Source organism: Candidatus Pseudomonas phytovorans (assembly GCA_029202525.1).
Lineage (GTDB): Bacteria > Pseudomonadota > Gammaproteobacteria > Pseudomonadales > Pseudomonadaceae > Aquipseudomonas > Aquipseudomonas phytovorans.
This window is the reverse complement of record CP119325.1, coordinates 3938339-3952002: the sequence shown is the minus strand read 5'-3', so window position 1 is coordinate 3952002 and position 13664 is coordinate 3938339. Positions and strand designations below refer to the sequence as shown.

Here is a 13664-nt window from a genome sequence, read left to right as displayed (position 1 = left end):
GGCCTGATATCCACTGGACACTGTGCACACGCCCACGGTTCAACACGATTCTCAAGTGACGTCTACAGGCCCTGTTGCAGTACGGGGTCGTCCGGGTTCTGCCGCTCCAGCTCGGCCAGGAGCACTTGTACGTTCTGCAGTTGCCCGGTTTCTTTCCAGTACTGAATCAGCAGCACCCGTGCGCGGCGGTTGGCCGGCTGCCGGTTCAGCACGGTTTCCAGCTGCTTTTGCGCGGCATCGAGTTGTTCCAGCTCGTGCAGAGTGACCGCCAGTGTGTAGCGGTAGTCGGCGTTGTCCGGGTCCAGTTCAACGGCGCGAGACAAGGCCAGCAAGGCGTATTCACGCTGCTCGTGGCGGTTCAACCAGAGCCCCAGCTCGTACTGCAGGAAGGCCGAGTCAGGGCTTATCGCCAAGGCTTTGCCCAGCACCTGGCGCGAGGCATCGTGGTGGCCCTGACGCTCCAGCAAGCGCACCTGGGTGGCCAGGGCGTCGAGGTTGTCGGGTGCAACCTGCAGCGCCCGCTGCAGGGCCGTGGTCGCCTGCGTGTAGTCGTTTTCATGCAGGTAAAGGCGCGCCAGATGCACTTGGGCGTCTGCATCCTCCGGTTGTAGCTCAAGGGCCTGCTGGTACTGTTCAAGTGCTACCTGCAACGGGCCGAAATACAGGCCGATGGCATCGGGGTCGAGGCCCAGCAGGGCATCCACGGCGGCAAAGCGCACGCTTTGCTCGTCGTCGTCCAGCAATGGGCCGAGCACCAGGCTGCGCTGCGCCGCCGGCAGCAGGCGGCGGATACCGGCAATTGCCGCGCGGCGCACCAGCGGGTCTGCATGCTCCAGGTCCTGGCGGGCGAGTTTCAATGCCTGGGGAGAGGGGTAGTTGGGTAGCTCTGCATAGAGCGCCGCGCGGCGGATAGGGGGCAGGTCGTTGCGTTGCAATTGCTGGTACAGCACGCGCGCTGCACCGGGTTGGCCGTCATGGGCCTGCCGCAAGGCCTTGGCGTAGCTGTGTGCAGGCAACGTCGGTGGGGCGGGTTGATCGTCGCGCCACAGGTAACCGAACAGGGCCGATACCAGGATCAACAGTAGCAGGGCGATCAGGTAGCGGTTGCGTCTGTGCATCGGACGGTCCGTGGCGGCGGGAAGGGAGAGCTTGGGCCAGCCGGGGGGTAAATGCAACCTCGCAGGCGCTGAAGGTGCAGAGGCATAAAAAAGCCCCGCAGACCAGGGCCTGCGGGGCAAACGGTTGGGGGAGGATCCAACCAAAGGAGTCGTTGAAAAGGGTGTGTCAGCGTGCGCTGGCCACGGTCTCCGGTTGCCAGCCGCCGCCCAGGGCCTTGTAGATCGAGACGATGCCGCGGTACAGCTCGACCTCACCCTGGGCCTGTGCATCTTCAGCGCTCAGCCGCTCGCGCTCGGCATCCAGCAGTACCAGGTAGTCGACCGTACCCTCGCGATAACGAATCGAGGCCAGCTCCGCCGCCTTGCGGCTGGCGTCGCTCTGGCGCATCAGCGACAGCAGCCGCTGCTGGGTCTTGTCGTAATCGCTGAAGGCATTGGCCGACTCTTCCAGGGCCAGCAATACCTGCTGCTCGTAGTTGGCCAGTGCCCCTTCGGCATCAGCCTTGGCCCCGCGCAGGCGGGCCCGCACGCTGCCCAGGTCGAAGGCCGCCCAGGTAATGCTCGGGCCCAGCGCCCAGGCATTGGCTGCCGATGAGCCTATCTGCGAGCCGCGTGCGGCGGTAAAGCCGAGAAAGCCGCTGAGGCTGACGCGCGGGAACAGGTCGGCGGTGGCTACGCCAACGTTGGCGGTGGCGGCAGCCAGCTGGCGTTCGGCACTGCGGATGTCCGGGCGGCGGCGCAGCAGTTCGCCAGGGTCGCCAACCGGCAAAGCCTTGGCAATGGCCGGCAAAGCCTTGGGCGACAGGTCTACGCTGAGCGCGTCAGGGCGCTGGCCGAGCAGGGTGGCGATGCGGTGCCGCGCCCGTGCCTGTTCGGCCTGCAGTTGCGGAACGGTGGCTTCGACCCCGGCCAGGCGAGCATCGGCACGCACTACGTCAAGGTCGTTGCCCACGCCGGCATCGCGCAGGGTTTCGGTGATGGTCCGCGATTCCTGCTGGGTCTTGAGGTTGGCCAAGGCGATCTTCTCGCGCAATTGCGCACCGCGCAGCTGCCCGTAGGCATCGACCAGTTCGGCGATCAGGCTGACCTGCAACTGCTGCAGGTCGGCGGCGGCTACCGCCTCCTGGGCTTCGCTGGCCTCAATTTGACGCTGGATGCGGCCGAACAGGTCAAGCTCCCAGGCCATGTCCAGGCCCAGGTCATAGCGCTCGCTGTTCACCCGCTGCGTGGTCTGGCCGGGGATCTGGCCTTTGCCGATGTCGCTGCTGGCGCGGCTGGTGACCACCGGGAATTGATCGTTCTCGGCGTCTTCGCGGATGGAACGGGCCGATTTCAGGCGGGCGAAGGCCACGCGCAAATCACGGTTGCCGTCCAGCGAGGCCTGCACCAGCTGGTTCAGCACCGGGTCGTCGAACTGCTTCCACCACAGGCTTTCGAAGCGGCTACGGTCGTAGGCCTTGGCCTGCACATCGCTGCTCAGCTGTGCAGGTTCGGTGGACGGGGCCTGGTAGTCCGGGCCTACCGCACAGGCCGCCAAGGCCAGTGCCAGCAGGCTTGGGGTCAGAGGTTTGAGCAGGTTCATGCGTGGTTCTCCAGCACTTGAGCGTGTTCGGCCTTGCGGGCCTGGCGGCGCTCGACGAAACGGCGAATCAGGAAGAAGAACACCGGGGTCAGGAACAGGCCGAACACGGTTACACCGATCATCCCCGAGAACACCGCCACACCCATGGCATGGCGCATTTCCGAACCTGCGCCCGAGCTGAACACCAGCGGAACCACACCCATGATGAAGGCGATCGAGGTCATCAGGATCGGCCGCAGGCGCAGGCGGCAGGCTTCCAGTACTGCGGCGAGCGGATCGAGGCCCTTGGCCTGTTCATCCTTGGCGAACTCGACGATGAGGATCGCGTTCTTGCACGCCAGGCCCACCAGTACGATCAAACCGATCTGGGTGAAGATGTTGTTGTCGCCACCCGACACGATCACACCGGTAATCGCCGACAGCAGGGTCATCGGTACGATCAGGATCACCGCCAGTGGCAGGCTCCAGCTTTCGTACTGGGCGGCCAGCACCAGGAACGCCAGCAGCACGCACAGCGGGAAGACCAGCAGTGCGGTGTTGCCCGAGAGGATCTGCTGGTAGGTGAGATCGGTCCACTCGAAGGTCATGCCGTTGGGCAGTTCTTCCTTCAGCAGCTTCTCGATTGCAGCTTCCGCCTGGCCAGAGCTGTAGCCCGGGGCTGCGGCACCGTTGATTTCTGCAGTGATGAAACCGTTGTAGTGCATGACGCGGTCGGGGCCTGCGGTGTCGGTGACCTTGAGGAAGGTCGCCAACGGGATCATCTCGCCCAGGTTGTTGCGCACCTTCAGCTGGCCGATCTGCTCGGCATTGAGGCGGAACTGCTGCTCGGCCTGGACGTTGACCTGGTAGGTGCGGCCAAAGCGGTTGAAGTCGTTGGTGTACAGCGAACCCAGGTAGACCTGCAGGGTGTCGAAAATGTCGGTGATCGCCACGCCGTGGGTCTTGGCCTTTTCCCGGTCGATGGCGGCATCGACCTGCGGCACGTTGACGGTGTAGCTGGTGAACAGGCCCGCCAGTTCCGGCACGTTGTGGCTCTTGGCGATGATGTTCTGGGTTTCTTTGTACAGCGCTTCGTAACCCAGGTTGCCACGGTCTTCGATTTGCAGGCGGAAGCCGCCAATCGTGCCCAGACCCTGTACCGGCGGCGGTGGGAAGATCGCGATGTAGGCGTCCTGGATATCGGCGAACTGGGCATTCAGTGCTGCCGCGATGGCGGCCGCCGATTGGCTCGGGTCTTTGCGCTCATCGAACGGCTTGAGCGGGGTGAACACAATGCCGCTGTTCGGGCTGTTGGTGAAACCGTTGATCGACAGGCCAGGGAAAGCCACCGAATCGGCCACGCCAGGCTGCTTCAGGGCGATTTCGCTCATGCGCTTGATCACCGCTTCGGTGCGGTCGAGGCTGGCGGCGTCAGGCAGCTGGGCGAAGGCCACCAGGTACTGCTTGTCCTGGGCCGGCACGAAACCGGTCGGTGTGGACGAGAAGCCGAGGTAGGTCAACCCCATCAGGCCGGCATAAACGAACAGGGCGATGCCGCTGGAGCGGATGACCCGGCGCACGCCACCGACGTAGCTGTGGCTGGCGCGGTCGAAGAAACGGTTGAACGGAGAGAACAGCCAGCTGCCCAGCAGCTTGTCCAGCACCCGCGAGAAACGGTCCTTGGGCGCATGGTGGTCCTTCAGGAGCACGGCAGCCAGGGCTGGCGACAGGGTCAGCGAGTTGAACGCCGAGATCACGGTCGAAATGGCGATGGTCAGGGCGAACTGCTTGTAGAACTGCCCGGTAAGGCCGGAAATGAACGCAGCAGGTACGAACACGGCGCACAGCACCAGGGCAGTGGCGATGATTGGCCCGGTCACTTCGCTCATGGCTTTTTGCGTGGCTTCCAGCGGTTTGAGGCCCAGCCCGATATTACGTTCAACGTTCTCTACCACGACGATGGCGTCGTCCACCACAATGCCGATGGCCAGCACCAGGCCGAATAGCGACAAGGCGTTGAGCGAGAAGCCGAACAGGTGCATCACGGCAAAGGTACCGATCAACGATACCGGCACGGCCAGCAGCGGGATGATCGAGGCACGCCAGGTCTGCAGGAACAGGATGACGACCAGTACGACCAGCACCAATGCTTCGAACAGGGTGTGCACGACGGCTTCGATGGAGCCGCGCACGAAGATGGTCGGGTCGTAGACGATGCTGTAGTCCATCCCTTCAGGGAAGTCCTTCTTAAGCTCGGCCATTTTCGCCCGCACTTCGTCGGAGATCTCGATGGCGTTGGAGCCTGGGCGCTGGAAGATCGGGATGGCTACCGCTGGCTGGTTGTTCAGCAGCGAGCGCAGGGCGTACTGGCTGGAGCCGAGTTCGACCCGGGCGATGTCCTTCAGGCGCGTGATCTCGCCATCGGCACCGGCTCGGATGATGATGTTCTCGAACTCTTCCTCATTGACCAGACGGCCCTGAGTGTTGATCGACAGCTGGAAGCTGGTGGAACCCGGAGCAGGCGGGGCGCCCAGCTGGCCGGCGGCCACCTGGCGGTTCTGCTCGCGGATGGCCGCTACCACATCACTGGCGGTGATGTTGCGCGAAGCGGTCTTGTTCGGGTCCAGCCACACGCGCAGCGAGTAGTCGCCCATGCCGAACAGTTGCACGTCGCCTACACCGCCCAGCCGTGCCAGCTCGTCCTTGATGTTGAGGATGGCGTAGTTGGACAGGTAGAGCATGTCGTAGCGGTTGTCCGGCGACGTCAGGTGCACGACCATGGTCAGGTCGGGCGAGGCCTTGTCCACCGTGATACCGATACGCGTCACTTCCTCAGGCAGCTTGGGCTGGGTACGGGTTACGCGGTTCTGCACCTGCACCTGAGCGTTGTCCAGATCGGTGCCCAGGGCGAACGTGATGGTCAGCGTCAGCTTGCCGTCAGCGGTGGATTGAGAGGACATGTACAGCATGTTCTCCACACCGGTAATGGCCTGTTCCAGTGGCGCGGCGACAGTTTCGCCGATCACCTTGGGGTTGGCGCCGGGGAAGTTGGCACGCACCACTACGGTGGGCGGCACCACTTCGGGGTATTCGCTGATCGGCAGCTGGAACAGCGAGATCGAGCCTGCAATCAGCAGAATCAACGACAGCACTGCGGCGAAGATCGGCCGGGTAATGAAGAATTTCGAGAAGTTCATCGGTGTGGTCCCTTAACCGCGTGGCGCCTGGGCGCTGGCGACTTTCACGTTGTTGCCCGCCACTTTTGGCGCCGGGTTGCTGGCCTCCAGTGCCTGGCGCTGCTGGGCGAGGGCGGCGAGGGTCTGTTCGCTGGCCATTGGGGTTTCTTCCGGGGTGACTGGCGAACCTGGGCGCACGCGCTGCAGGCCCTTGACCACGATGCGGTCATCCTTTCCCAGGCCGCTGCGCACGATACGCAGGCCTTCCAGCTTCGGCCCCAGCTCCACGGCGCGGTAGGCGGCCTTGTTGTCCTTGTCCATGACCAGCACGAACTTCTTGCCAAGGTCGGTGCCCACGGCTTCGTCGTTGATCAGCACGGCGTCGTATTGGGCGCTGCCCACCAGCTTCAGGCGTGCATACAGGCCTGGGGTGAACTGGCCGTCGCTGTTGTCGAACACCGCACGGCCACGGATGGTGCCGGTGCGCGGGTTGACCTGGTTGTCGACGAAGTTCATCTGGCCAAGGTGTGGGTTGCCGGTTTCGTTGGTCAGGCCCAGGTACACCGGGGTGCTCTGGCCACGCTGGCCTTCGCGCGCCAGCTGGGTGTACTTGAGGTACACGCGCTCGTCGGCGTCGAAGTAGGCGTAGACCTTGTCGGTGGACACCACGCTGGTCAGCGGGGTGACATCGGCAGTGACGATGTTGCCGGCGGTGAACTGGGCACGGCTGACACGGCCACTGATGGGCGCGGTGACGCGGGTGAAGCTGAGGTTCAGGCGCGCCAGGTCGAGTTGCGCCTGGATTGCGTCGACCCCGGCGCGGGCTTCGGCAGCCGCGCTGCTGCGCGACTCGGCAAGTTCGGCAGAAATGGCATTGCTGTCGCGCAGGCGCTCGCCACGACGGGCTTCGTTGGCGCTGCGAATGGCGGTTGCCTTGGCCTGTTGCAGTTGGGCTTCAAGGCGGCGGACTTCAGCCTGGAACGGGCGCGGGTCGATCTGGAACAGCAAGTCGCCTTTCTTTACCTGTGCGCCTTCGGTGAAAGCGACCTGGTCGATCTGGCCGGCGACACGCGGGCGAACTTCGACAGTTTCCGGGGCTTCAAGGCGGCCGGTGAACTCGTCCCATTCGTTGATCGGTTGCTCGATCACCTTGGCCACAGTGACCTTTGGCGCGGCGGGAGCCTGCACGGCGTCTGGGGTTCGACCGCAAGCGCTGATCACCACAACTGCCAGGGCAGCGAGCGGGAAGCGCAAGGGTTTGAGTGATTGTTCCATGGAGAACTCCGCCAATGTATTAGTAGTGGGCGGAGTGTGAGTGTGTTGCGCGCAAGGCACGAATCGAACGGGACGAAGGTTAATATCACGCTGAATGATATGTGTGGATCAATCATCGATGGCGGGCATGATGGGGCTGCCGGGCAGCCCCGTTGGCATGCGCTCCCTCAGAATCGCCAGCGGGCATTCGCCACCAGGTTGCGTGGTTCACCATAAGAGCCGGAACTGAACGTGCCCAGGCCATCATAGTACTTCTTGTCGAACAGGTTGTTCAGGTTCAGCCCTACGCTCAGGTGTTCATCGAAGGCATAGTTGGCCAGCAGCCCGACCACGCCAAAGTCACGCTGGTGCGCCTTGGTGCCCAGGTCTGAATTGACCGCGTAGATGTCGCTTTGCCAAGTCATGTTGCCGCCCACCGTCAGCTTGTTCCAGTCGCCGGGCAGGCGATAGGTGGTGGCCAGCTTGAACAGGTTCATCGGTTGGTTGGTCTCGACGCGGTTGCCCTCCTTGTCATGGGACTCCCGGTATGTGTAGCCGCCGAAGACATTCCAGCCCGGCAGTACCTCGCCGGAAATTTCCGTCTCGATGCCACGCGTGGTTGTGCCGGCAATGGCACGGTAGATTTCCTGCGGGCCACTGTCATCTACCAGTTGCGGCGTGTTCTTCTGTTTGACTTCGAACAGTGCGGCGCTTGCGTTCAATGCGCCGTCGTAGAACTCGCCCTTGATGCCAAGTTCATAGTTGTCGCCTTCGAGCGGGTCCAGCGAAGTGTTGCCGGCAGTCTTGTAATAGGTCTGCGGCAGGAAAATCTGCGTCCAGCTGGCGTACACCGAATAGGTGTCGTTCAGGTCGAGCACCACACCGGCGTAGGGCGTGACCACGCCGGATTTCTTCGTGCGGTCGCGGCCAGTGACCTCTCCGGTCAGATCGTCGCTGCTGTCGTCCTTCTGGTTCCACCAACTCACCCGGCTACCAAGGATGATCGACAGCGGATCATACGGTTTGAGGCGCACGGCAGCATAGATACCGGACTGGCTCAGGCGTGACAGGCTCTCTTCTGTCTTGGACAGGTGTGGTTTGCCATGGGGGTCGCCATCCCACTGATAGATGTTGTCGACCGCAGGGAAGCCGCGTTCGTAGGTGGGATAGTTGAGGTGGGTGTAGGCCAGGTTGCTGCCCAGCACCAGCTCATGCTCGCGGCCACCCAGCTGGAAGGGGCCGGTGGCGTACAGATCGAAATTGTCCTGGGTCTGGTAGCTGTCCAGGCGGTTGACATACATCGACACGCCGCTGCCGGTGAGCGGGTCTGGCGTACCGGCACTGGCGGAGCCGGTAACGCCATGGCGGTACGCGTATTGGTGGCTGTACGCGGCCTTGGCGACCCAGTCGTTGGTCAGCTTGTGTTCCAGCATACCGGTGAAGTTGTACTGGGTATTGTTCAGGTAGCTCCAGCGGGCGGCGGGGTTGAACGACCGCGAGAAGTTCGTTGCGCTGCCATCGCTGTTGAACAAGGGGATGTGCCCGAAGCTGACGCCATCGGCATTGTTGTTCTGGTAGTCGAGGCTCAGGCGCAGCAGCGTATCTTCGCTCAGATCGATGTCCAGGGCGCCGTACATCACGCGTTTGTCGGTCTTGTACCAGTCAACGAACGAGTTGGCGGTTTCGTACACCCCGACCAGGCGCCCACGAATGTTACCGGCTTCGGTGAGCGGCCCTGAGACATCGGCCTCGGTGCGGTAGCGGTCCCATGAACCGACCTCGCCGGCAACTGTTGCCTGCGCATCCTCTGTAGGCCGCTTGCGGACCAGGTTGAGTGTGGCCGATGGCGTGCCTGCGCCACTGAGCAGGCCGGTGGCGCCACGGACCACCTCGACCCGGTCATAGATGGCCATGTCGGCCAAGGTGCTGGTGAACTGCTGCGATTCGTTGGCAATTTGCGCAGGAATGCCGTCGTACTGGAAGTTCTGGATCTGGAAGCCCCGGGCGTAGAAGGTATAGCGCTCGCTGTCACGATGATTGCTGGAAAGCCCGGGGGTGAACTTGACCACGTCGTCGATCGAGGCCAGGTGGTGGTCATTCATGACCTGGCGAGTGACCACGCTGACCGACTGCGGCGTTTCGCGCAGTGACAGGCCCAGCTTGGTTGCGGTGCGTGTTTGCCCGGTGGTGTAAGCCCCCGTGTTCTCGGTGGTTTCGCCCAGGCCTTTGCCCACCACGCTGGTCGCGCCCAGCTGTACGGCATTGCCGGTTTCGGTCGGGTACAGCACATAGGCGCCTTGCTCGGCAGGTGCAACATCCAGGCCGGTGCCAGCCAGAAGCGTGGCGAAGCCCTGTTCGACACTGAAGGTGCCTTGCAGGCCAGCACTGTGCTTGCCGGCAGTGAGCTGGCTGTCGAACGACAGCACAACTCCGGATGCGTTGGCGAAGCTACCCAGCACCGTACTCAGGGAGCCGCCGCTGATGGCGTAGGCCCTCTGTGCGCTGGTTGCCTGGGCAATGCCTGTACCGGGCAGCAGCGGCGGGAGCAGGGCGAGCGAGGCGCCGAGCACGGCAAACGTGAGTGCGTGGCGGGGTGGTGAAATAAGGCGGCGCATGCGGGCTTCCTGGAGGTGGTGTTTTCGGTGTTGTTACCAGGGAGGCGAATGGGCGAGGGCAAATCGACAATGCCCGCTGCATTTTTTTTCAGGCACTGCTGGTCAATGGCTCCACGCGTGTCCAGAAGCGGGTATGGCGCACCAGCCTGACCGGCAGCGAGCGGGCAACGGTGGACAGCGTCAGGTCGAGGTCGGTGAGCGAATAGGCACCGGAAACCCGCAAGTGGCCGACCGCCTCGGCACAGCCCAGGTAGCCGCTGCGGTACCGCTGTAATTCTTCAAGCAAGTGATCCAGACGCCAATCGTCCACCACCAGCCGGCCTTCGGTCCAGGCCGCATCGGTATTGGCCAGTGGCATGTATTGCAGGATGCGGGTGTTGTCGAACAGCAGGCTGCGGCCGCTACCCAGGTGCGTTGGCTCGCCAACCGCGTTGGTCGGGGTCACGACGACGGCGTGCTGGTAAACGCAGACGCGGGTCTGGTGCTCCTGCTGCCTGATGCTGAATCGGGTACCCAGCGCCCTGATGCACCCTTCGGCAGTGTTGACCATGAACGGACGGTGATCGGCGGCTGTCTCGACAAAGATCTCTCCGGCGCGCAGGTGTAGCTGGCGGGTATCGTTGCTGAAGGCGATGTCCACCGCACTGGCGGTATTGAGGATCAGGCGGCTGCCGTCACTCAGCGTCAACCTGCGTTGTTCGCCGATGGCTGTGCGCACGTCGGCCAGCCACACTGGCGCATCGCGATAACCGCGCCAGCTCAAGGCCCCAAGCCCAGCGCCTAGCAGCAGGCCCTTGAGCAACATACGCCGTTGCAGCACCGGGCCGTGCTGGTCGGCACGTTCCAGCACGCCGTAGCCCAGTGCGCCCTGGGCCTGGTTCAGGCGTGCCTGCAACAGCGCCACCTGTTGCCAGGCCCACTGGTGCTGAGGGTCTTCGGCATGCCAGGCCTGCCAGCGTTGCTGCAGGGCCGGGTCCGTAGGGGCCTCGCCCAGCCGGGCGAACCACTGCGCGGCGGCACTCAGTGCCTGGTGTTGGGGCCGGGGGCTCACTGGCCGTGTTCCAGGGCAAACAGCAAGCAGTGCTCGGTGGCGCGGGCGATGTACTTGGTGACCGAACTGACCGATACGTTCATCTGGGCGGCGATGTCCTTGTAACCGAGGCCACGCAACTGCGACAGCAGAAACGCCTGCTTCACCTTCTTGCCCAGGCCTTCAAGCATCGCGTCAAGCGCTTGCAGGGTTTCTACCAGCATCCAGCGCTCTTCGGGGGAAATCGCATACTGCTCGGGTTGTTCGGCCAACAGTTGCAGGTAGGCCTGCTCCAGTGCCCGGCGGCGGAAGCTGTCGATCATCACGCGCCTGGCCATGGTCACCAGGAAGTGGCGTGGCTCGCGCAGTTCACTGAGCAAAGGCTGGCTACGATCGGCCAGCAGCACACGCACGAACGTGTCCTGGGCCAGGTCGGCGGCCTGGTGCGAACACTGCAGGCGGCCACGCAGCCAGTTCACCAGCCAGCCGTGGTGGTTGGCGTACAGGCCGGCCAGGTTGTGTTCGGCCGTGGGGAGGGAGTCAGGCATGCTGTTGCTGCGCGCTAATGAGAATTAGTCGCAATTTATTGCAATTGCGCGAATTCAGCAATGGCCCTGCTGTAAAGGTGAGGGGCGCACCGCGCCCCGGTCAGGCTCAGCTCAAGACGCTGAACCCATGAGTGCCATCGCGTTCCAGTTGGCCAATCAGCCCGAACTCCCAGTCCAGATACCCCTGCATGGCCTCCCGTGGGTTATCGGTGCCTTCATAAGGCCGGCGGTAACGGTCGGTTCGCGGCACTGCCAGGCGCGTTTCGCCACTTTCCAGCGGCTTGCCCGCCGCAATCCAGCGCGCTGTACCGCCGTCCAGTACGTACACCGGGGTTTGCGTAAGCGCCTGCAAGTCGACCGCCGCAAAGCGCGCCAGCAGGCTGCTGCCGCAGGTCAGTACATAGCGTTCGGCTACTGGCAGTTGCTCAAGCGAGTGCGGTAGCTGCGCGCGAATTGCCCAGTAGGCGCCTGGGATGTGGCGTTTCACGTAGTTGGCGCTGCTGGTGAAGTCCAGCAGTACGGTGCCTGGCGTTTGCAGCCAGTCGTGCAACTGCTCGACTCCGATCTCGGTGACGGCGGGCAGTGCAGGCTGGGGGGGCTGCCAATCGCCGGTCTCACTGAAATCTTGCGCCGACAGGCCATCGAGTACGGCTACCTGCCAGCCCATCTGGGCCAACCATGAAGCACTCATGTTGGCCCGCACGCCGTCGTCATCCACCAGCACGACTCGCGCCCCGCGCACGCTGGCAACGTGGTCGGTTTCCTGCACCAGTTGCCCGCCCGGGACGCTGCGGCTGCCTGGCAGGTGGCCGTGGGCAAATTCCTCTGGCGTGCGTACGTCGAACAGATAGGTGGTGCGGCTGGCATCGGCCTTCCATGCAGCCAGGTCTTCACGTTCAAGCCGAATCACGCCAGCGCGGTCGGCAACCTGGCGCGCGCGCGTGGTGGCATCGGCTCTGGTGCTGTCGGTGACGGCGCTGAAGCGGCGTTCCTGCCCGTGAGCCAGCGTTTGCCCCGCCAGGGTCCAGCCGATGGTGCCGTTGCGCAAGGCTGCCACGGGGTTGGGGATGCCGGCGTTGACCAGCGACTGGGTGCCGATGATGCTGCGGGTGCGCCCTGCGCAGTTGACAATGACCTGGGTGGCGGGGCTGGGGGCCAGTTCGGCAACCCGCAGTACCAGCTCGGCACCCGGCACACTGATGCCACCCGGGATGCTCATCGTCTGGTATTCGTCGAAGCGGCGGGCATCGAGCACCACCACATCGGCCTTGGCTTCCAGTAGCGCCTGCACCTGTTCAGCCGCCAGCGAAGGGGTGTGGCGTACGCTTTCAACCAGCTCGCCAAAGGCCTTGCTCGGCACGTTCACGTCGCGGAACAGCTCGCCACCGGCTGCGCGCCAGCCGGCCAGGCCACCTTCGAGCAAGGCAACATCGCTGTACCCCAAGGCCAGCAGGCGTTCGGCGGCTTGCGGGGCCAGGCCTTCGCCGTCGTCATACACCGTAATGGCGGTGTCACGCCGGGGCACACGGGCGTAAATCTCCAGTTCCAGCTTGGACAGGGGGATATTGGCAGTGAACAGGGGATGTTCCTGGGCGAACGGGTCTTCTTCGCGCACATCGATCAGCGCCAGCTCTTCATGGGCCAGCAGGGCTCGGCGAACATCGTAGTAGGAGCGGGTGGCAACAGTACTCATGGGGCAGGGTTCTCTTTGGACAGGTCCCAGATGTTGGGCAGAAGGCTGTTGGAATAGCCGGAAATGAACGGTTTTTCGCTACCGTCGGGCAGGTATACCGCACGGCTGACAGCGCCGATGTTGGCGCCATACACGTGGATGCTGATCGACACGCGGTCGTCGAACGCGTTGCTGACCTGATGGACATCGCCGATGCGCGGCGAAACGGCCTCTACATGGCCTGGATCGATGCGCACGGGCTGGCCTGCGGGCAGCAAGGCGCCGTGTTCGCTACGGGCAAAGCCTTGCGAGTATTCGGCGCCGCGCAGCATGCCAATCAGGCCCCAGACCCGGTGGTCGTGGATCGGTGTCTGCTGGCCTGGCCCCCAGACGAAGCTGACGACAGAAAAGCGCTGGCGCGAATCGCAATGCAGCAAGTATTGCTGGTAACGGGCAGGGTCTGGCTGCGCCAGTGCCTCGGGTAACCAGTCGTCATGGGCGACCAGGCTGCGCAGCAGGCCCTGGCCGCGGTCGAGGAGGGTGGCTTCGTCGGTTTCTTGCTCCACCAATTGCGCAAGCGCGTCGATGAAATGGCGCAGGCGCTCAAGGCGCAGGGGTTGGCTCATGGTTCAGGCTCGGCTGACGGTTTGGGTTAACCCTAGCAAACGCGCTGAATATTCTCAAAATTAA

General features: G+C 63.6%; 9 protein-coding genes. All 9 read right to left on the bottom strand.

What is annotated here, in order from left to right; genetic code table 11:
- Window positions 1–62: 62 nt before the first annotated feature.
- Complete coding sequence (locus P0Y58_17360; GenBank protein WEK28676.1) at window positions 63–1118, bottom strand: tetratricopeptide repeat protein; 1056 nt, start codon at window positions 1116–1118, stop codon at window positions 63–65.
- 166 nt (window positions 1119–1284) lie between these two features.
- Window positions 1285–2700 carry a TolC family protein gene (locus P0Y58_17355; GenBank protein ID WEK28675.1) on the bottom strand — a complete coding sequence of 472 codons (1416 nt, stop codon included), beginning with the start codon at window positions 2698–2700 and terminating at the stop codon, window positions 1285–1287.
- A complete protein-coding gene (locus tag P0Y58_17350) occupies window positions 2697–5876 on the bottom strand; it encodes an efflux RND transporter permease subunit (GenBank protein ID WEK28674.1) in 3180 nt (1059 codons plus the stop codon). Before P0Y58_17350 ends, P0Y58_17355 begins: the two co-directional genes overlap by 4 nt.
- 12 nt (window positions 5877–5888) lie before the next feature.
- The gene (locus P0Y58_17345; GenBank protein ID WEK28673.1) at window positions 5889–7130 is read right to left on the bottom strand and encodes an efflux RND transporter periplasmic adaptor subunit; all 1242 of its coding nucleotides are present in this window, start codon (window positions 7128–7130) and stop codon (window positions 5889–5891) included.
- A gap of 167 nt (window positions 7131–7297) precedes the next feature.
- Window positions 7298–9724, bottom strand: a complete 2427-nt coding sequence (locus tag P0Y58_17340) for a TonB-dependent siderophore receptor (protein WEK28672.1) — start codon at window positions 9722–9724, stop codon at window positions 7298–7300.
- 88 nt (window positions 9725–9812) lie between these two features.
- Window positions 9813–10775 (bottom strand): FecR domain-containing protein, encoded by a 963-nt coding sequence (locus P0Y58_17335; protein ID WEK28671.1) that lies wholly within the window; start codon window positions 10773–10775, stop codon window positions 9813–9815.
- A complete protein-coding gene (locus tag P0Y58_17330; GenBank protein WEK28670.1) occupies window positions 10772–11302 on the bottom strand; it encodes a sigma-70 family RNA polymerase sigma factor in 531 nt (176 codons plus the stop codon). The genes P0Y58_17335 and P0Y58_17330 overlap by 4 nt, the downstream gene beginning before the upstream one ends.
- Window positions 11303–11408: 106 nt before the next feature.
- Entirely contained in the window at window positions 11409–12995 is a 1587-nt protein-coding gene (locus P0Y58_17325) for a rhodanese-related sulfurtransferase (GenBank protein WEK28669.1), read from the bottom strand.
- Window positions 12992–13600, bottom strand: coding sequence for a cysteine dioxygenase (locus P0Y58_17320; protein WEK28668.1), 609 nt, complete (start codon window positions 13598–13600; stop codon window positions 12992–12994). The genes P0Y58_17325 and P0Y58_17320 overlap by 4 nt, the downstream gene beginning before the upstream one ends.
- Window positions 13601–13664: the final 64 nt, after the last annotated feature.